This is a genomic window from Paenibacillus antibioticophila (genome assembly GCF_000455265.1).
In the GTDB taxonomy this organism is placed as follows: Bacteria; Bacillota; Bacilli; order Paenibacillales; family Paenibacillaceae; genus Fontibacillus; species Fontibacillus antibioticophila.
Map to the genome: position 1 here is coordinate 675,812 of NZ_HG005140.1, position 19,663 is coordinate 695,474.

Here is a 19,663-nt window from a genome sequence, read left to right on the forward strand (position 1 = left end):
TTGGAGGCGGGAAATCATGATGAAACAAAAGAAACGCGGGTTGATGAAGCTAGGGGTCACACTACTGCTATTGATGGCTATGCTATCCGTACTGGCTGCTTGCGGCAATAACGGCGGAGCCAATCCAGCAGGCTCGGCAAATGGAAATAACACGACAGGAGCCGGGGGAAATGAGACAGCCTCGACCGCTCCAGTTCCAGTCAAAACGGCGTATGCCCCCTTTATCGGAGGCATTGGCGTATACGCGCTTGTCGACAAGGAATTTGATCTTGCGAACGGAGTGGATGTAGAGATTGGAGCCTTCGGTTCCACCTCACCGCTGATGAGCATCATGACAGGGGACGTAGACATTGCGTTCACCACACTGCAATCCTATCTCGTTTCTATTAATGCATTAATGGAAGAAGGCTCGGACATCGCGACCTTGCCAAAGATCGTGTATCTGCATAATTCCTCCACCGGAGCGGACGGAATCGTCTCGGACTCCAGCATTCAGACGGTGGCTGACCTGAAGGGCAAGACCGTATCCGCACAATACGGCGAAGTGACTCACTATATGTTGGCAAAGGCGCTGGATACCGTAGGCTTAACTATCGATGATGTCAATCTGGTGGACATGGGTCCAGGTAAAGGCGGAGCCGCCTTCGTTGCCGGTAGTGTCGATGCCGCTACGACGTTTGAGCCTTACTTGTCGCAAGGCGTCACTTCCCGTAAAGGGAACATCATCATCTCTACCGCGGATTTGGAGAACACCATTCTCGACGTCATCGTTGTCTCCGCCAAGACTGCCGAAGAGAAGCCAGCTTGGCTGCAAAACACCCTCAAGGCCGTGGAAGACGCGACCCAATACGTCAACAGCGACCTGTCCGCTGCCGCAGAATTGACAGCAGATGATCTGCAAGTGAGCGCCGCAGAAATCAAGGAAATGTTCCCGACCGTTCACCTCTATACCCTGGCCGATAACCATGAAGGCATGGATGAAGGCGGCTGGTTGTACGGAACAATGGAGGATGTAGTTGAATTCTATCATTCCATCGGAATTATTGAAGAACCCTTTGACGTGAAGCAGCTTGTAATAGCAGATATTCTCTGGTAGTAGCATAGCCACTTCGCTGTATGCCTTAATCCAGACTTGAACCGGGCGGGGACTCTCCGTCCGGCACACTCTACTATTTTCTAATACGGAGGCGATGCTTTGATGATTACGATTCCTGAAAACAGCGTGTACATTCTGGTGGATGTGCAGAACTCAGACCCGGCGAAGGAGCCTCGCGGCAATTCAGACAAACGGGAGCGGTACTTGAAGAACGTCGAGCGTGTGACGGAATATTTCCGTGAACGCGGGGACGTGCCCATTGTCCATATCCGGGAAATTCACCGCAAGGACCTGATCGATTACGGCCGCGAATTGGAAGGCGCAGAGAACATTCACTGCCTGGAGGGCACGCCCGAAGCGACCTACTATGAGCCTACAGCTCCCATTGAAGGGGAATATACGGTGGATAAGCGCCGATATAGCGCCTTTTTCGGGACAGATCTGGAGATTCTGCTCCGCGGCCTGAAGGCTGAGCATCTGTTCCTGGTTGGCGGCATGACCGATATTTGCGTGCATTACACCGCTATAGATGCGCACCAATACAACTATCATGTTCATGTGTTCAAGGAAGCCTGCGGCACGCCAAGCAGTGATGAGGTGGCCCAGGCAGCACTGGACAATATCGAGTATCATCAGGCTGGCTCCATCATTTCTGTCGAAGATTTGTTCCAGTAAGAGCTTGTATAAAAAAGGAGGAGATTCCCCATGACCCAAATTCCCGAACACAGTGCGTTGCTAGTTATCGATATTCAGAATGACTTTGTAACGGTAAGCGACGCTATCCCGATCATGGAAGGCGGTACGTGTATGCTCAACTCGCCGAAGGTCATCGGTCATTTTCGCAAGCTGGGACTGCCCGTGATTCAAATTCGCGAGCTGCACCGTGCCGATCATAGCGACTTCGGCCGCGAGCTCGATGGCGTGGAGAAGGTCCACTGTCTGGAAGGAACGCCTGCCGAGGAATTCCATCCGCTGACTGCTCCAATCGAGGGCGAATACATTATCACAAAACGCCGGTATAGCGCGTTCTTCGCTACGGACTTGGATCTGCTCCTGCGGTGCCTGGGCGTCAAGCGTCTGTACCTGATCGGCGGCATGACCGATATCTGCGTACGCTTCACGGCCGTAGACGCTCATCAGCATGATTATCACTTCCATGTCGTATCCGATGCGGTGATCGGCACTAGCCGGCAGGCTCACAATATGGCGCTGCTGAACATGGAGTATCTGCAAACCGGGGCAAATATGACGACCGAAGAAGTGCTGGCGCTGACGCGCTAACAATGATGGCGAACGCTCATCCCTCCCAGGAGGAGAACTCTCGCGTACAGCAAATAGCTGCCAGTATTGATCGGCTAAGCCCTCAGCTAACCGCTCTAAGCGACCATATCTGGGAGCTGGCAGAGACCAAATTCGAGGAATTTGGCTCCGCCCGGCTCCTGGCCGGCATGCTGGAGGAAGCGGGCTTTGATGTCAGCCACGGGATCGGCGGGCTGCCGACCGCTTTTATGGCTTCATTTGGGCAGGGCGATGGTCCGGTCATCGCCCTGCTAGGGGAATATGATGCCTTGCCTGGGCTGAGCCAGAGAGATGGAGTGGTTCAGCGGGAGCCGCTGCAAGACGACAGCGGCAATGATAATGGGAATGGCCACGGCTGCGGCCACCATCTGCTGGGGACAGGCTCGCTTGCCGCCGCCATCGCCTTGAAGGAGTACCTGGCCGAGACCGGGCTTCCAGGTACCATCAGGTACTACGGTTGTCCCGCCGAGGAAGGCGGCTCCGGCAAAACCTTCCTCGTGCGGGAAGGGGCCTTCGACGGCGTGGATGCCGCCTTGACCTGGCACCCGGGCTACGGCAATGCCGTCGTGTCCATGACGTCGGCGGCGAACTACCAGGTGCGCTACCGCTTTGAGGGGCGCAGCTCCCACGCTGCCGCCAGTCCGCACACGGGACGCAGCGCGCTGGACGCGGTGGAGCTTATGAACGTGGGCGCCAACTACCTGCGAGAGCACGTCCCGCCCAGCGTCCGCTTCCATTACGCCGTGACCAACACCGGCGGCTTCTCCCCCAATGTCGTCCAAGCCACGGCGGAGGTCGTGTACCTCATTCGCGCTCCCGAAGTTCGCGATGTTGAAGCCGTCTATGCCCGGATCAACGACATCGCCCAAGGGGCAGCCTTAATGACCGGAACACAGGTACAGATTCGGTTTGAGAAGGCCTGTTCCAATCTCATTCCGAACATCACGCTGGAACAGATCATGCAGCACTGCTTCGAGCAGCTTGGCGTACCCACGTTTACAGAGAGAGAACAACGTTACGCCGCGGCTATCTCCGCCACGCTGGTGGAACAGTCGGAAGGGGGGAATGTCAACACCCCCTCCCCTCTACCCTTGCCGGAGACGCTGGATGCCTACGAGCCGGAGGCAGGCAGCATGCTAGGCTCCACCGATGTGGCCGACGTGAGCTGGATCATTCCCACAGCCCAGCTCGAGACCGTGTGCTTCGCTCGTGACACGCCGTTCCACTCGTGGCAGATGGTGGCCCAGGGGCGGTCAAGCGCCGCCCATAAGGGCATGCTGCACGCCGCCAAGGTTATGGCGGCCACCGCAGCAGCCCTGATGGCAGAGCCCTCGGCCGTGCTGGAGGCGACGCAGGAGCTGCGCCGCCGGGGCGGCATCGAAGGCTATGCCTGCCCGATCCCGGGGGATGTGCTTCCCCCGGTACATCCCTCATTGCGCGCCTGACCGCCGCGAATGCAATATCGTTGTCTGGCTGGCCTCCGGGTCCAGCACAGACACCAACAACAACAAAAACAGCAAGTGCCACGAGTAACTCCCCGGCACTTGCTGTTTTTTGCTACTTCTCACGGGCATGCATATTTACAAGCCTGCCCGTAAGAGAAAGCTCAGATGAAAGGGCCTACCTTGAAGAGTCCCTTCCATCTGAGCCAGAGCCCGTCCGCCACCGCATCAGGGCTCCCTGCAACACCACAGCATGGTTATGCTGCTCATCCTTCGCTGCATACAGCAGCGTGACAGGGCGGCCAGATTCCGCCCACTGCCAGATCCGGGCCATTTCGCCCGCGGCTGGCTCCCTGGCCAGCTCCGCTTCATAGCGTTCGGCAAATGCCGCAAATTTGTCCGGCTCATGGTTAAACCATTTGCGCAATTCTGGAGATGGGGCCACCTCGCGCAGCCAGGCATCCAGCCGGGCTGCTTCCTTGCTCAAGCCCCGCGGCCAGAGACGGTCGACCAGAACCCTGATCCCATCAGTATCCTCAGGCGGAGTATAGACACGCTTCACTCGTAGCATATTCACTGCCCACGCCCCCTTGCTCACGGAGTCCCGTTCTGTATTTCGCATCGTGCCGCTCCTTGGGGCGCCGTCTCACCGCCGCCTCATCCTGGACGCGCACATTCGAGCTAAACAGCCCGCTATCTCCGGTGACTTTGAAGGAAGGGTATGCGGAATCAGCTTCAATCTTCATCGCCTCGGCCTCCCTGTTGTATAGATGTTGATGGCAATTTCAATGTCTTAATCTATAGCTTATAATCTATCCTACTACAGAAACCCCATCCTGCCGTGTGATCGAGAATCTTGACTGTCACCTCTTTTTGTTCCTTTTCTCGCTGAATGGATCTTCGATCTTCATATTCTCATCATGCCTTCTATGTGATTTCTGTCGTCAGACCGAGGCTGTGCCCTCGTCTAGTCCTCATCCTGCTCCAGTAGAGTATTGAGCCATAGTCCCGCTAAATGATTCGCCCCTCGGAAGCCCACAAAGGGCGGGTCATATGGGCTTAAGCGCCATCTTACGTCAGGGGTGCCGATTTGAAGCTCAAGACTGCGCCCCGACCATTTCAGTGCCTCCCCCGAGGCCATTAGCACCCCCTGCTTATGTGCGACGACCACACGCGTCCACTCATCCTCCGTGTAATAGGGAATATCTGTACTAGCCATGTCAGGAGAATCACACCAGCAAACACCCGGGCTTAGCGAAAACTCCTCGCGGGCATAAGCCAATATTCCTTCCACCACATCCGCATGTCCCCCCAGGGAAACCGTTGCTTCCTCAGGATGAGAACGAACGATATGTTGAAAGACGCGGCGGGACGGGATCAGCAGGCCCTGCGCCCGCTCGGTCTCCGCCTGCACAAATTCCCGATTGGGCTGCCGACCGCAAAGCTCCGCAATCTGCTCAATCCAACGAAGCGTTCCCTTGATGCCATAAGGTCTTGCCGGTAAATAGGGGGTTCCGAACTGCTCGCGCAAATGCTGTGCTGCCGCCTCCCCCTCGCGGCGGATTACCAGATTAATATGAGCACCACCCATCTGCTCGATATCATGCACATGGGTATCCGAGGTAAGTATACAAAGCGGTCTCATGCCAAAGGCTCCCTCCATAATACGCACAAGCTCCTCCGCATCCGCCTGAAAGCGAAACAGGTCCGCGCAAGAGCCTATAATATTATAGGTGGGCTGCACCGTTTTCTCCGCCTGTCGTGGCAGCGTCCGAACCAGCAATAGAAGTGCCTCCCGCACCCCCTGATATCCGAATACATCGAAGCCCCCTGCACCAAATGGCAGCAATGGCACCTCGGGGAAATCCAATTGCAGTTCCCGGCATATTGCAGGCAAATCCGTACCGATTACCGTTGGCACCGAAGAGGGCAGCAGGAATACGATCTCGGGATGATCGCGCTCTATAATCTCAGCGATTGTGCGGTGAAGTCGACCCGTATCCCCCAGTGAAATATCCGTTTCATCGATATGAGTGGAATACAACCGGCAGGCATCCACGACCCCAACCTGCTCCAGAAATACCCGTCCATACAGCATATGACCCATGCATCCGTATTCAACCAGCGCCGCACCGCGAATAGATGCCAGCGTCCGCAGCGTTCCCATTCTACCGGACATAGGCGGCCTCAGCTTATACAGTCCCATATATATTCCTCCCGATTCGCATCCTCTGTGCCTGTTGCCAAGTCTCCAGCATGCGGTTGATTAGCAGACAGGTTCGCTCATAGCCGATTCGTCCGTACAGCTCATATAAATGCGATATACAAGGAATTGCTCCTGTTCCGCCCGGAATCTCCCCAAAGGATAGAGCGGGGTTCATTCGTTCCAGCACCTTAGCATCCGCTTCCTCATTTACCATGTGGCATATCAACGGGTCTTCGCCGACACCCTTCAATGCCTTGGCCCACTTTCGATCATCCGGATAGAATTCCTCAACATGCAAAAGAAGCGGTTTCATATGAAGCTCGGCCAGATACAGGGCAAGCGGCAGAGGCGTCAGCGCATTTTGATGCGTAGCGATATAGCTTATCCCCTGAAATACCTGGCGTGCTCGCTCATGCAATGAGGCAGCCTCCTTCCTCGCTGCTTCAAACTCGTCATTCCACTGAATATCCAGCGCTTCCGCTACATCCGCATAGAGACGATCAATTCCGGGTACATCATACGTTTCGTGAAGGCTGATGTAAGGCACTCCGCAGCGCCTTTTCATAAGCTCCGCCAACGGATTCATATATGGAGAGAGCACCAGGTTCAGCCGTGCATCTCCAGCATCAATAAAATCGGCAATGTCCGATTTGGGGGCAAGCATACGCAGCCGGAAGCCTCTCTCCTTGAGCGCTTGAAGCAATTCCGGTTCAGGGACATGCTCCTCCCTTGGACTGCGCCCCAGAATGTTAACAATATCAGGGCAAGTTTCCGCCTGCTCCACCAGTTCGCCAAAGGCAGCCAAGGTCTTCCAATAGCCGGACGGATAACTGTTGCACTTGAAGTGGCCCATCAGAACAAAGCTCAGCTGCGCCTTGACCTCCGGCTGTATCTCACGCACAATCCCTTCGATATCCTCGCCGATCACCTCCGGCACACAGGTCAGCACCAGCATAATGGCCTTGGTTCCAGTCTGGTCCATCTCCCGGATTGCCCCGATAAGCCCTTCGCGGCAGCCAAACACCACCTCATGGGCATCCAGAATATACATCCAGTGGTACACACCCTCTTTGCCGCTGGCATGCTCTACTACCTTCCGGCTGTAAATGCCGCACTCCGCCGTACCTACCACAAGCGTGGACATGCCATTGATATTCGAGCTGATCGCCAGCGCTGTATGCATCGGGCAATGGTTTCCGGGAAAAGCCGCCGGAGTCAAAAATTTAACACCGGCATTCGACCTCACCGACGACAAGCGTTTTACATGCTTCAACTCGCTCATTCCGCTTCCCTTCCCTCCAGCAGGCGCAAGGCCAATCTCTTATAATGCTCCGCCATGTCTGAATCCGGGAAGGCCTCCACCACCGTCTTGCCCTGCGCTTCAGCTTCCTGAACCAAGGGATGGCGGGGCAGCCTGTAAATAACCGAGGCGTCCATCTCCGCTGCCGCCTGATCCACCAGTTCGTCCTCTCGCTCAATGTTCTTGGCATTCAGGATCAGCCCTCGCAGTGAAGCATACCCGCGCTTCCCGAAGCTTTTGACCGCATGCGCAATATTGGTGGCGGCATACAAAGCCATCATCTCGCCGGAGGTAACAATACACACCTCGTCCGCATATCCGCCCCGGATAGGCATGGCGAATCCGCCGCATACCACATCGCCCAATACGTCGTACAGAACAACATCCGGCTTGTAGATCTCATAAGCCTCCAACTCCTCCAGCTTTTCGAAGGCAGTAATAATCCCCCGCCCCGCGCACCCGACTCCAGGCACCGGGCCGCCGGACTCCACACACAGCACTCCCGTACTGCTCTGCACCACCAGTTCCTCCAGCTCCGCATCCCCATTCTCTCGTAAAACATCCAGCACGGTTGGAATGTTGTTCCCACCGGTCAAGGTACGGGAGGAGTCGGCCTTGGGGTCACAACCAATTTGCAGCACCGTTAATCCCATAGCAGCCATGGCTGCGGATATGTTGGAAACGGTAGTAGACTTGCCAATGCCTCCCTTGCCATAGATTGCAATTTTTTTCACTTATATTTGTCCTCCTAAAGTGAGTAATCAAACGGCCACAATCTCGTTCTGCATAACCTGTTTAAGTGCAACAATCAGTGTAGCAAACCCCGGTTCAAGTTGGAATGAACTGATCCTAAAACGAATATGAACGATTTCGAAATTCTGCGCTGGAAGAGAGTGCAGGAGTACCAAATAGAACACACATATATTATTATTGATAATAATTATCAGTGCGGGAAGGCAGGTTTTCATGATGAGCATCGTGGACAAGCTAGCGGACATTTTTGCCGGACGATCCTATGAGCTTCACGGGGTATACCATTTGATCATTCAGCCCAAGAGCGTTCTCAGAAAGTGGAGAACCTCCCACCACGGCTTTCTGTTTGTTATACGAGGCCAGGCCAAAATGAAGGTGAATGGCACCCATTACGCCCTGCATCCGGGGACGGTGCTGCATGCCAGCCCAGGACTGGAACTGAATGCACAGCTGCTAGGCGAGTCCGAGCTTGAGTATTTCTCCCTCTTCTACACACTTGACCATCCGGAGATGCTCAAGAGCATCGGTGAAGCCAGCGAGCATTTCCTGCTTGAGCCAGGGCCAAGTCCATCCGTCCCCGAGCTGCTCACTATGCTTCACCGCAATATTCGTATGTCAGAGACAAGCATCGCCAAGCTCCGGGCCAAGGAGCTGTTCTTAAGCCTGATGCACCAGACGCTGGCTAACTGCCAATATCGGGCAAGCGGGAGCTCCCCCGACAAAAAGACCATTGAACAGGCACTGGCCTATATTAATGAATATTATATGAATCCACTAACACTGGATGAGCTGGCCAGCCTCTACGCCATGCCCCCCCAACGATTTTCCTACTACTTCCGTAAATACACAGGATGGGGGCCGATTGATTATGTGATTCATTACCGTATGGAAAGAGCAAAAGAGCTGCTAAAAAACGGCACCTTCCTCGTCCGCGATGTGGCCGCCAGCGTCGGATACGCCAACCCGCTGTATTTTAGCCGGGTATTTAAGAAAAAGTTCAGTGTCTCCCCCTCTGAATATATCCGGCAGCTGGAGCCATAAGCCCCTCTTATTTCAGAATTATGCATGTCCTATTTCTGATTCGTGCATTCCCCATATGAGCTTTCCCTGTTACTATCATTGAGAATGATTATCAATGATAGTAACAGGGAAGGGTTGATTGACTTTGCATGTAGACAAGCAGCTATGCATTGGATTGTCTCTATCGCCAACCTGGCTCAAAGGAGCAGGCTGGCGCAGGGAGGACAGTCGTGCGGAACAAATCTTCTCAAGCAGTTTCTACACCGATCTGGCAAGACAAGCAGAGCGGGCCAAGCTGGATTTCGTATTTAAGCCGGATGTGATGGCTCTTCCTGTAGAAACACTGGAGCGCTCTCCAGGCTTCGGTGGGCTTGATCCATCCTTGCTGCTCGCAGCGCTTGCGCAGTCCACCAGGCACATCGGTCTGGTAACTACCGTGTCCTCAACATTTACACCCCCCTACCTCGCAGCAAGGCAAGCCCAATCCCTGAATTGGATCAGCCAGGGGCGCGCCGGCTTAAACATAGTAACTGCGATTGATGGCGCCGCCAACTTCGGGCTTCGTGATATGCCTCCATCAGAGGAGAGGTACGCCAAGGCAACGGAGTTCACACAGGTGGTACGCCAGCTCTGGAACAGCTTCCCCGGTGAAGCAATGATCGTTGATCGCAACGCCGGACAGTTTGCGGACCCGTCCAGAATATTGCCTATTGATCACCAAGGGAATTTCTTCCGTGTTCAGGGGCCTCTGAATTTACCTACCTACCCGGCAGGTGAAATTCCCTTGATTCAAGCTGGAGCATCAGCCGCAGGACTGGACTTCGCCGCCGCAGCAGCGGATGGTATATTTGCAGCAGCGCCCGATATGGCCGCAAGCTTCCAATTGCGTCAAAGCTTGCAGAGCCGGGCAAGAAAGATAGGACGGTCACCGGAAGCGATCCGTGTGCTGCCGGGCATGCACTTCTTCCTTGCGCACACACGCAATGAGGCATTGGACCTGCACCGGGAGACACATGCGCATCTATCTGTTGAGCAGCGTTATGCATCCATTCAAGCCCTGCTAGGTATAGATATGCGGCATTTCGCTCCGGACCAGCCGATAACCCTGAGCCTGCTTCCCGATCCGCCTGTGGCTGTGCGGAGCAGAACCCATACCGACCTGCTCCGCACGCTGATTGAACGGGAACAGCCCACGGTTCAGGAACTGATCGCAAGGCCGGAGGTTGTCAATTCCGGACACTGGGTAGTCATTGGGACGGTGGAGGATGCTCTGAAAGAAATTCTCGCATGGCATGAAGCCGGGGCCATGGATGGATTCATCGCACTGCCGGGCGGCTCTTCAACGTCACTGCAATTATTTTTCGAGGAACTGATCCCCCGGCTTGCTGAGAGAGGCTTGTTCAGACGCGAGTACAAGGGCAACACCCTCCGCGAACATTTGGGGATCGTTTAGACCTGTTCATCACGCTTTCAGGTTACTTTTACAACGAATCGAAAGGGGATCACGAAAGAAATGAATAAGAGACAGTACACAAAGATGAAGTGGACAGGCCTGGCCATGCTGCTTGTCCTTGTTCTGGCAATAGCCGGATGTGGAGCACAGCAGAACAATGCGGCAACACCCGCCACTGCGAACGATACACCAGTTGAAGACGCGGGAACCAAGCAAGCAACGAGCGATACGGCATCTGATAGCGACACGAGAACCATCGAGTACCTTGGCGAAACCTATACATTGCCTAAAAATGTAACAAAAATCGTCGTCACCGGAGCGATGGAAGCCATGGAGGATGCAGCGGCGCTTGACGTTCAACTGGCCGGAGCCATCTCTGTAGGCGGACAATTCCCGGAGGTCTTCGCAGAAATCACCCGTGAGGCCGAGTCCATCGGGGAGAAGCAGCAGCCCGACTTCGAGAAGATCGTTCAGATTAGCCCGGATGTCATTCTGGGTACGACTAAATTCCAGCCTGAAGTGCTTGAGAAGCTGCAAAAAATCGCAACCACAATACCCGTATCCCACATCTCGACCAACTGGGAGGCCAATCTTCGGCTGATGGGCGAGCTGGCAGGGAAGCAGGAGGAAGCCGAGCGCATCTTGACTCAGTACAAGCGTGACGCACAAGCGGCCAATACTTCATTGAAGGCCAAGCTCCAGGGCAATACCGTCGCGGCTATCCGTATTCGCGGAGCACAGGCTTATGTATATCCTGCCGATATCTACCTGAACCCGGTGCTGTATGGCGAAATTGGTCTGGAAGTTCCTCCACAGATTAGTGCGGCCAAGACACAGGAAGCCATTTCCGATGAGCAACTGGCGGAGATGAATCCGGATTATTTGTTCATCGAATTCGCAGCAAGTGAGAATAACGAAGCCGAGAAGGCCTACGAGGAATTGAAGAAGAAGCCGATCATTCAGAACATTAAGGCCTTCAAGCAAGATCAGGTATTTGTCAATGAGTTGGACCCGTTGCTGGAGGGCGGCACTGCCTTCAGTCGGATTCAATTTCTGGAAATCGTGCAAAATCTGCTGGCAAAGCAATAGATAGGAGCTAAAAGAATGCTGGAGTTCGGTAGAGCCATAGTCCGGATCAGCCTGTTTGCTCTCCTATGCATGGTTACCATCATGGCCTCCGTCTCCCTGGGCTCCAAGATCATCCCCTTGGAAACGGTATGGCAAAGCTTTGTACAGTTTGACCCGGAGAATATGGATCACTTGATCCTGCAAACCTCGCGCCTCCCCAGAGGCATCGGCGCCTTGCTCATCGGTGCCTTTATGGCCGTCTCCGGCGCTCTGATGCAGGGGATGACACGGAATTATCTGGCCTCCCCTTCCATTCTGGGCGTTGCCGACGGCTCCGTATTTATCATTACCCTGTGCATGGTCTTTCTGCCCGGTTCTTCCTCTGTAACACTGATCATATGTTCACTCACCGGCTCGGCTCTAGGCGCCGCATTAGTATTTGCTATAGCGCGTGCGCTGCCAGGAGGCATGACACCACTAACCCTAAGCATCCTGGGAACCATCATCGGAACCTTGCTTAACGGAACAGCGCAGGCGCTCGCCTCTTACTTTCAAGTGTCCCAGAACATTAGCTTCTGGTACAACGCCAGACTGCATCAAATGGACCCCGTCCTGATCAAATGGACGATTCCCTTTGCCATCGTCGGCCTTGCTCTGGCCTTCTTGGTCCTTCGCTCCGTGGCCGCCCTATCCTTGGGCGAAGACATCGCCCGCGGGATGGGTGTTCGCGTTCCGTTGATGAAGGCCTTGATTATGCTGAGCGTTGTCATTCTGACGGGGGTATCGGTTGCCATGGCCGGGAAGATTGCTTTTGTCGGCCTGATTATTCCGCATATCGCCCGGATGCTCTTCGGAGCGGATTACCGTAAAATCGTTCCCTGCTCCGCCGTGCTCGGCGCCTTGTTCCTGGCCTGGTCGGACATTATCAGCCGCTTCCTGAATGCTCCCTTTGAGACACCTGTCGGTGTCGTTACGGCGATATTCGGCGTTCCGTTCTTTCTCTACCTGATCAAAACGAAGGGAGGAAGAAGCGCATGAACCAGCAGAAGCAGCAGAAACAGCAGGTACGGGCCTCGCTCGTATTTTTGTTCGCTATGGCCCTGTCTCTACTAGTCATGTATATCAGCATCACGAACGGCTCCTTCGATATACCTGCGCTGGATGTCGCTCGAACCCTGCTGCGCCTTCAATCGGTCGAGCAATACGACCTGATTATATTCGACTTTCGCTTACCCCGAATCGTCATCGGGGCTTCGGTAGGATTTGCACTGGGAACTGCCGGTGCCGTGCTTCAAGGCATCACGCGGAACCAGCTTGCCGATCCGGGCATTCTAGGCATCCAGTCTGCTGCAGGCCTGGCCATTGTAGGCTACATGTTTTTCTTTCAAGGCACATTAAAGGGAATCGGCTGGCTGTCAACGATGATGATGCCGCTATTTGGCTGGGTCGGAGGCCTGATCGCCGCCCTGCTGCTGCTGATTTTCGCCCGCCAGCAGGGCGTGCTTGACCCCCAGAGGCTGATCTTATCGGGGATTGCCTTTAGCTCAGGCTTCGGCGCATTGACGCTGTACCTCTCTCTGAAGATGGACCCCCAGGATTTCGAGATGGCCACAGTCTGGCTGTCAGGCAGTATCTACGGTGCTAGTTGGGAGCAAATTGCCGCCCTTCTGCCGTGGATAATCCTGCTCGTCCCCTTGATCTGGATGAGAGCGCATATTCTCAACTTGCTCCATCTGGACGAGGTGACCCTATCCGGAATCGGTGTAAACAAGGCTCGTGAGAGAATGGTTCTGCTTCTGTGCTGTGTTGGATTAATCGGTGCCAGCGTATCCGTAGCAGGGAGCATCAGCTTTATCGGCCTGATTGCCCCCCATATTGCCAGACGACTGGTCGGCATTCCATACAAATACGTGATTCCCGTTTGCGGCGTTATCGGCATGCTCATGGTATTGCTGGGAGACCTGATCGGTAGAACCCTCTTCACCCCGGTCGAGCTGCCGGTTGGCATTGTCATCTCCATCATCGGTGTACCGTTTTTCATCTATTTACTGTTCAGATCCAAAAACAAACATTCATGACCCTTTTCGGGCCACAGGCTATCGGACTGCGAGTCCGGATAAAAATCTTCGTTTGTTTCGGTTGTCTTTCCGGTGCAACTGTGTGCTCCTAGCAATAATTTAACCAAAATTTAAACTTGGCCAGAGCTTCCCTTTAAACTTCCCTCGGTATGATCAATACCGAGGTGATTTTACGTGAGTGAATGGATTATTGAAACAAAGGGTTTAACGAAAAAATACCGTGGCCGCAGCGCCGTGGATCAACTGGATCTGAATATTGCAAAAGGTGATATCTACGGCTTCCTTGGCCCGAACGGGGCCGGGAAAACAACAACCATCCGCATGCTGCTTGGACTGATTCAGCCGACGGCAGGCAGTATCTCGATCTTTGGACAGGAGCTTAACAAGCATAAGCTCGATATTTTGCGCCGAATCGGATCTCTGGTTGAGTATCCTTCCTACTACGGCCATCTGAGCGCTGTGGATAATCTTGAAGCTATCCGCCGCATTCTCAGCGTGCCCAAATCCAGAATCGACGAGGTGCTGGAGATCGTCTCGCTGACCAGCGAGTCACGGCGCCCGGTCAAGGGCTTCTCGCTGGGCATGAAGCAGCGGCTGGGCATCGCAGCATCTTTGCTTGCAAACCCTGAGTTGCTCATTCTGGACGAGCCGACCAACGGGCTGGATCCTTCCGGGATCCATGAGATCCGTGAGCTGATCAAGAGCATGCCGGAGCAATACGGCATTACCGTGCTGGTCTCCAGCCACTTGCTTAGCGAAGTAGAGCAAATGGCCGGGCGGGTCGGTATTATCCGCGAAGGACGCATGGTATTCCAGGATACGATTCGGAATTTGAAAGAGCAGGCTTCGTCCGAGATATCCCTGGTTGTCTCCGATCCCGAAGCAGCGCTGTGGCTGGCTCGAGATACTGGGCTGGGCGTGGCTGGAACCGTGAAAGAGGGGGCGCTCGTGTTCCCGGGCATGGCGGACAAGAATGTTCCTTTGCTGGTTAAACGGCTCGTTGAGAACGGTCATGATATTTACCGGGTCGAGGAGCACCGGAAATCGCTGGAGGATATCTTCATGCAAGTCATCGGGGGCGGTGACCGGCTATGATGCTCCGCGCTTTGTCCGCTGATTTTCTCAAAATTCGCAAAAAGGGCATTTGGCTGCTGATCTTCATCGCCCCCATCGGACTTGTCGCCATGCAGGCTCTTAATTTCGGTCTTCGGCTGGATTATTTAATGAAGCAGTATGCGGATGACTTGTGGGGCGGATTGATCGAAAATATCTCCTTCTTCGTTCCGATTTCTCTCTATCTCGGCGTAACGCTCGTCAGCTCGCTGGTAGCGGGCGTCGAGCATCAGATGAGCTCCTGGAAGCAGCTGCTGGCCTTGCCGATTTCGCGGATTTCGGTATTTAGCGCCAAATTCACCCTATGCTTCCTGGTCCTCTGTGTGTCCTGTCTGCTGCTGCCTATCGGTACGGCACTGCTTGGCCTGCTGCTCGGCTTCGGAGCTGAGCTGCCTTATCTGGATCTGCTGCGGATGGGCTTCGCTTCGTTTGCAGCCGTGCTGCCGATGCTGGCCTTGCAGCTATGGCTGTCGCTCACCTTCCGCAATCAGTCGATGCCGGTAACTTTGGGTGTAGGTGCCGCGGTAATCTCGCCGTTCACGCTTCAGCTGCCGGAGTGGTTCCCGCTCAACTGGCCGGTTTACGCCTTTAGCGGCCCTCATGCCTGGTGGTTTATGGTCGCAGGGACCCTCTGCGGTCTTGTGATTATGGTCATGGGTATGCTGCATTTTAACAGAAAGGATGTGGATTAAAATGGGAGGCCTGCTACGCGTATTGTCCGCCGAACGGCTGAAAATGTCTAAGTCCTGGATCTGGTTGATCCTGCTGGCCAGTCCGATTATTTCGGTTCCCATCGGCGTCCTTACACAGATCCCTGAGGATGGTAACCCTTGGACCTATATTCTGGGCTCCATGGTCGTGCTTCATGCGCTTCTGTTCCTGCCCATACTGTCGGGACTGCTTCCCGCCTTTCTATGCCGGTATGAGCATACCGGCGGCGGATGGAAGCAATTGCTGGTGCTGCCGGTATCGCGCACGGCAGTCTATTTGGGCAAGCTGCTCACATCCGCCCTGCTGCTCGCCTTCTGCCAGATCATGTTTCTGGGTGCAATCCTCTTGGCCGGCTGGATTCAGCACGTCACCGTTCCGGTATCATGGGGATTGCTGGCAACGAACCTGCTTGGCGGCTGGGTGGCTTGCTTGCCTCTGGTCGCCCTGCAGCTTGGCGTATCGCTGAGCTGGGCCAGCTTCGCTGCTCCGCTTGCCGTGAATGTGTCATTGACCATTCCCAGCATGCTGATCATTAACTCGGCTAAGATCGGACCGTTCTACCCGTGGGCCCAGCCCGTACTGGCGATGATGCCCCATCAGGAGCGAAACTTCGGCGCCTTCAACCTGCCGATCGAGAGCTTGATGATCACAGTGGTCGGCAGCTTCGTGCTCTTCTTCGCCGCCGGGTTGATTTATTTTCGTCGGAAAGAGATTTAAGGGCCGAGGCGGGCGACAGCCTAAGGGCTTTTCAGCACCAGGTTATCGCCCATGTCGGGCGCACACGGCAAAGAAACCCTTCCGCAGCTCACAAACCTGCCCGGAGGGGTTTTTCGTTCACTCTATATTGCATTCGAGATCATCCGGCCAATGAAGCTGGACGCCTTGCCGCTGCAGCAACGCTTGATAGGCGCGTAGATGTGCCCGATCCGCGCGCACCTCATGCGGCGTTACTTGGTTCTGCAGCGCGTAGGCCGCCAAATATCCGGCGGATTCGCCGATATTCCATTCCGTGGGATGGAGACGATAGCAGCCGTTCGTAATTTGCGTGGTGCCGATATTTTTGCAGGCCGGCAGCACATTTGTTACCCGAACCGGCAGCAATGCGCCGAGCGGAATTTCATAAGGGTAGTTGGGAATATAAAATGTCCGGTTCGTGACGGTGGTCAAATGCACATCGAGAGGATAGCTGCCGACCCCGACGCTGTCGTCGTAACGGCGGATCCCCTTGGCTCCGCGCAATTCCTTGCTGACATCCTGTTCCGTTATTGTATACAACGCGCGGATTCGCCGCGATTCGCGTATATACGGGTATTTTGCCAGTCCGTCCTCCGTTCCTAACAGGTCCGTGCGTAGCCGAATGCCCGGAAACCCTCGTCCCCCGTCGGGACGGGGCGTTTCGGTCTGAAGCCAGTAGACGAGCGAAAGGCTCAGCTGTCTGGCATTCTTCAAATGCTCTTGCCGCTTGGCCGCAGAGACGCCGATTGTGGGGCCGAGAAAATAATCGTTCTGCGGCCAATTAATCAGCGTGATATCTCCATCGTAGAATCCGGGCTCGAACAGAGCCGGGTCGACGATGCGCCGATACGTCCAAAGCGGCAGGATATCGCGTCCGTTGACGTCTTTGCGCCCATCGGGAAACAGGCCGTACTCCTTCATTTGCGTCGTATCGTCGGTGTCATTGGCATACCAGCTCAGCAGCGGAAAATGCGTGTGCTTCGGCACAAATTGCCGCCAGAAATCATACTGCTCCGGCTTCTGAATTGTAAAGTCGCCGCCCTCTATATAATCGAGTGCAAAAACATGGGTGATCGACTGAATATCAAGCGGATTCGCTTCTTCGGGCGCATGCGGCTCGCCCGTCTCGCGCCTGGATTCCGCGCCTGTCACGTACTCCACCCCCGCTAACGGCAACACATCCCCGCATTCGGTCGCGTCAAGGAAATACGCCCCTCTTAACACCATTTCCTCGCCCGTACTCACATGCGTAACCGTTACGGCCTCCACCCGGTCTCCATTCGCAGCGGCGGCGGCAGCGGTTGGACAGAACTGGTACAGAACCGTGATACGGCCGCTGCTCACGTAAGGAGCCAGCATATCCTCGATCACGCGCAACGCCACCTTCGGCTCGTGGCATAGCCGGCTAACCCAGCCGTTTCCCGGGTTAAGCCGCTCGTTGCTTCTCGCTTCCCCGGTCATCGGATAGTTTTGTTTATAGTACGCACGCACACGATTGCGGAACTCGCGATACGTTTGCGTGCAGCCGAATTCCTCGATCCATTGATGCTCATCCGGCGGAACTGCCTGGCTGGTCAATTGGCCTCCCAGCCAATCCGTCTCCTCCGTCAGAATTACGCGCAGGCCCATTTTGGCCCCGGCCAGCGCCGCCATACAGCCTCCCAGGCCGCCGCCGAGGACGACGATGTCCGCTAATCGTTCGTTATTCATGTCGCAAGCTCCTTTACCTTTATTCTGACGCTCTATAGCTCTATAAGCGCATTCATCGCCAGACGAGCCGCACCGATCGCTCCCGCCCGATTGCCAAGTGATGCGGGACGTACGTCCAAGACGGGATCCAGCACGGAGAGCCGGTGCTCCAATAAGTCCCACCACACAGCTCTCGCATCTGCAACCCCGCCGCCGATGATGATGGCTTGAGGGTTCAAGCCGATATGGATGTTATGGATCACAAGCGCCAGATTGTCCGCGAATTGCTCGACGACGGCAATGACGGCCTCGTTCCCCCGTTCATAATCGGCGAACAACTCGCGTCCTGAAGCATAGTCCCGCCCTGCCGCCGTCCGGGCGAGCCGCGTCAAGGCCGTTCCGGAAATGTACTGCTCAATGCAGCCTTGCATGCCGCAATTGCAGGGACGACCGTGCGGAACGAAGACAACATGTCCCCACTCGCCGCCGTTCCAGTGGGCCCCTCGATGCAGCCTGCCGCCGATCATATTGGCACCGCCGACGCCCGTACCAAGCGTGAGCATCGTCAAATCGGACAGACCCGCGCCCGCCCCGAGCCAAGCTTCCCCGGCCAACGCTGTGTTGGCGTCGTTATCGGCAACTACGGGCAGGCTAAACCTCGCTTCGCACCATTGCTGCAATTCGAACCCCATCCAGCCCGGCAAATTATCGGTCGCATATATAACTCGCCCCTTATCGACATCAACCCGGCCTGCTGTTCCGATGCCGATGCCCGCTGTGTCCGGATAACGCTCCAACAACTGCCGGATCACTGTTTCCGTGTGAAGAACAATATGATCTTTACCGCGCCCCGCTTCCGTCGGAATCCCGGATTCGTGCAGAGCGTCCCCGTGTTCGTTCACAACGATCCCTTTAATCGAAGTGCCGCCAATATCAATTCCGATGATGTGAATAGGAACCCGCTCCCTTCGACTCGAATCTTCAAATCCGTTGTTCTACCGCTTTTCTGATCTCAACCGCATACCTTTCCGTAATCAATTGCGGACGGGTAATGGCTGAGCCGACAACAACGGCATGGGCTCCGCTCAAGAGCATCTGCACCGCCTGCGCCGGCGCTTGAATTTTCCCTTCCGCAAAGACCGGAATCGTTAATCTCCGGGCCGCCTCCCGCACTAAGGCATAATCGGGTTCGGACAGCTGGGGCGAATACGGCGTATAGCCGGATAACGTCGTCGAAACACAGTCCACGCCCAGCGAAGCGGCATAGAGCCCTTCCTCCAAAGTCGAAATATCGGCCATTACCTTCTGGCCCCGTTCTTTCATATAGGCGACCAGCGATTCCAGCGACTCCCCATTCGGCCGGGAACGTCGGGTCGCATCCAAGGCAATCAAGTCGACTCCCGCTTCCATCAGTTCATGAATTTCTTTTAGCGTGGGCGTAATATAAACGGCGCTGCCGCTATACTCTCTTTTTATGATCCCGATCATCGGCAGGTTCGTAACATTCTTAATCGCAGCGATATCCTGCAAACCGTTGGCGCGAATGGCGACGGCGCCTCCGATGGCGGCCGATTTTGCCATTTTGGCCATCGTCTCCGCTCCGTACAGAGGTTCGTCCTCAAGCGCTTGGCAGGATACGATCAGCCCATTGCGGACTTGGTCAAACAGCTGCTGCCGGTTTATCAATTTGTTTTCCATTT

The 19,663-nt window shown here is 55.1% G+C and carries 20 protein-coding genes; 12 read left to right on the forward strand and 8 right to left on the reverse strand.

Annotation, left to right across the window (positions count from 1 at the left end; genetic code table 11):
- Positions 1–16 precede the first annotated feature (16 nt).
- The 4 genes from TX85_RS16855 to TX85_RS16870 all read left to right on the forward strand — a co-directional run bounded on the left by TX85_RS16855 (position 17) and on the right by TX85_RS16870 (position 3,840).
- The gene (locus tag TX85_RS16855; protein WP_044480701.1) at positions 17–1,096 is read left to right on the forward strand and encodes an ABC transporter substrate-binding protein; all 1,080 of its coding nucleotides are present in this window, start codon (positions 17–19) and stop codon (positions 1,094–1,096) included.
- 102 nt (positions 1,097–1,198) lie between these two features.
- Complete coding sequence (locus tag TX85_RS16860) at positions 1,199–1,771, forward strand: cysteine hydrolase family protein (protein ID WP_044480703.1); 573 nt, start codon at positions 1,199–1,201, stop codon at positions 1,769–1,771.
- Between the two features lie 30 nt (positions 1,772–1,801).
- A complete protein-coding gene (locus TX85_RS16865) occupies positions 1,802–2,377 on the forward strand; it encodes a cysteine hydrolase family protein (RefSeq protein ID WP_044480704.1) in 576 nt (191 codons plus the stop codon).
- A 2-nt stretch (positions 2,378–2,379) separates the two neighbouring features.
- Positions 2,380–3,840, forward strand: coding sequence for a M20 family metallopeptidase (locus TX85_RS16870; protein ID WP_081671780.1), 1,461 nt, complete (start codon positions 2,380–2,382; stop codon positions 3,838–3,840).
- 175 nt (positions 3,841–4,015) lie between these two features.
- Here TX85_RS16870 and TX85_RS16875 read toward each other — a convergent pair whose 3' ends face one another.
- The 5 genes from TX85_RS16875 to TX85_RS16895 all read right to left on the reverse strand — a co-directional run bounded on the left by TX85_RS16875 (position 4,016) and on the right by TX85_RS16895 (position 8,077).
- Complete coding sequence (locus TX85_RS16875) at positions 4,016–4,408, reverse strand: DUF488 domain-containing protein (protein WP_044480705.1); 393 nt, start codon at positions 4,406–4,408, stop codon at positions 4,016–4,018.
- Positions 4,374–4,583: a hypothetical protein gene (locus TX85_RS16880; protein WP_044480706.1), complete on the reverse strand. Its 210-nt coding sequence runs from the start codon at positions 4,581–4,583 to the stop codon at positions 4,374–4,376. Before TX85_RS16880 ends, TX85_RS16875 begins: the two co-directional genes overlap by 35 nt.
- 221 nt (positions 4,584–4,804) lie before the next feature.
- Entirely contained in the window at positions 4,805–6,043 is a 1,239-nt protein-coding gene (locus TX85_RS16885; RefSeq protein WP_044480707.1) for a nitrogenase component 1, read from the reverse strand.
- The gene (locus tag TX85_RS16890) at positions 6,030–7,325 is read right to left on the reverse strand and encodes a nitrogenase component 1 (protein ID WP_044480708.1); all 1,296 of its coding nucleotides are present in this window, start codon (positions 7,323–7,325) and stop codon (positions 6,030–6,032) included. Before TX85_RS16890 ends, TX85_RS16885 begins: the two co-directional genes overlap by 14 nt.
- A complete protein-coding gene (locus TX85_RS16895; RefSeq protein ID WP_044480710.1) occupies positions 7,322–8,077 on the reverse strand; it encodes a nucleotide-binding protein in 756 nt (251 codons plus the stop codon). Before TX85_RS16895 ends, TX85_RS16890 begins: the two co-directional genes overlap by 4 nt.
- Before the next feature lie 235 nt (positions 8,078–8,312).
- Between TX85_RS16895 and TX85_RS16905 the strand changes: the two genes are divergently transcribed.
- The 8 genes from TX85_RS16905 to TX85_RS16940 all read left to right on the forward strand — a co-directional run bounded on the left by TX85_RS16905 (position 8,313) and on the right by TX85_RS16940 (position 16,256).
- Positions 8,313–9,137: a helix-turn-helix transcriptional regulator gene (locus TX85_RS16905; RefSeq protein ID WP_044480905.1), complete on the forward strand. Its 825-nt coding sequence runs from the start codon at positions 8,313–8,315 to the stop codon at positions 9,135–9,137.
- 124 nt (positions 9,138–9,261) lie between these two features.
- Positions 9,262–10,569 (forward strand): NtaA/DmoA family FMN-dependent monooxygenase, encoded by a 1,308-nt coding sequence (locus TX85_RS16910; protein ID WP_044480712.1) that lies wholly within the window; start codon positions 9,262–9,264, stop codon positions 10,567–10,569.
- Positions 10,570–10,629: 60 nt separating this feature from the next.
- Positions 10,630–11,658, forward strand: coding sequence for an ABC transporter substrate-binding protein (locus TX85_RS16915; protein ID WP_081671782.1), 1,029 nt, complete (start codon positions 10,630–10,632; stop codon positions 11,656–11,658).
- A gap of 15 nt (positions 11,659–11,673) precedes the next feature.
- A complete protein-coding gene (locus TX85_RS16920) occupies positions 11,674–12,675 on the forward strand; it encodes a FecCD family ABC transporter permease (protein WP_101781177.1) in 1,002 nt (333 codons plus the stop codon).
- The gene (locus TX85_RS16925; RefSeq protein ID WP_081671783.1) at positions 12,672–13,715 is read left to right on the forward strand and encodes a FecCD family ABC transporter permease; all 1,044 of its coding nucleotides are present in this window, start codon (positions 12,672–12,674) and stop codon (positions 13,713–13,715) included. The genes TX85_RS16920 and TX85_RS16925 overlap by 4 nt, the downstream gene beginning before the upstream one ends.
- A 174-nt stretch (positions 13,716–13,889) precedes the next feature.
- Positions 13,890–14,810: an ABC transporter ATP-binding protein gene (locus TX85_RS16930; protein WP_044480714.1), complete on the forward strand. Its 921-nt coding sequence runs from the start codon at positions 13,890–13,892 to the stop codon at positions 14,808–14,810.
- The gene (locus tag TX85_RS16935; RefSeq protein ID WP_044480715.1) at positions 14,807–15,520 is read left to right on the forward strand and encodes an ABC transporter permease; all 714 of its coding nucleotides are present in this window, start codon (positions 14,807–14,809) and stop codon (positions 15,518–15,520) included. Before TX85_RS16930 ends, TX85_RS16935 begins: the two co-directional genes overlap by 4 nt.
- A 1-nt stretch (position 15,521) precedes the next feature.
- Positions 15,522–16,256, forward strand: a complete 735-nt coding sequence (locus TX85_RS16940) for an ABC transporter permease (RefSeq protein ID WP_044480716.1) — start codon at positions 15,522–15,524, stop codon at positions 16,254–16,256.
- A 117-nt stretch (positions 16,257–16,373) separates the two neighbouring features.
- Here TX85_RS16940 and TX85_RS16945 read toward each other — a convergent pair whose 3' ends face one another.
- Genes TX85_RS16945 through TX85_RS16955 form a run of 3 tightly spaced genes read right to left on the reverse strand, consistent with a single transcriptional unit; the run spans position 16,374 to position 19,661 of the window.
- On the reverse strand, positions 16,374–17,984 hold the full coding sequence (locus TX85_RS16945) for an FAD-dependent oxidoreductase (RefSeq protein ID WP_044480717.1): 1,611 nt from the start codon (positions 17,982–17,984) through the stop codon (positions 16,374–16,376).
- A 32-nt stretch (positions 17,985–18,016) separates the two neighbouring features.
- Positions 18,017–18,916: an ROK family protein gene (locus TX85_RS16950; protein ID WP_044480718.1), complete on the reverse strand. Its 900-nt coding sequence runs from the start codon at positions 18,914–18,916 to the stop codon at positions 18,017–18,019.
- Between the two features lie 28 nt (positions 18,917–18,944).
- On the reverse strand, positions 18,945–19,661 hold the full coding sequence (locus TX85_RS16955) for an N-acetylmannosamine-6-phosphate 2-epimerase (protein WP_081671784.1): 717 nt from the start codon (positions 19,659–19,661) through the stop codon (positions 18,945–18,947).
- Positions 19,662–19,663: the final 2 nt, after the last annotated feature.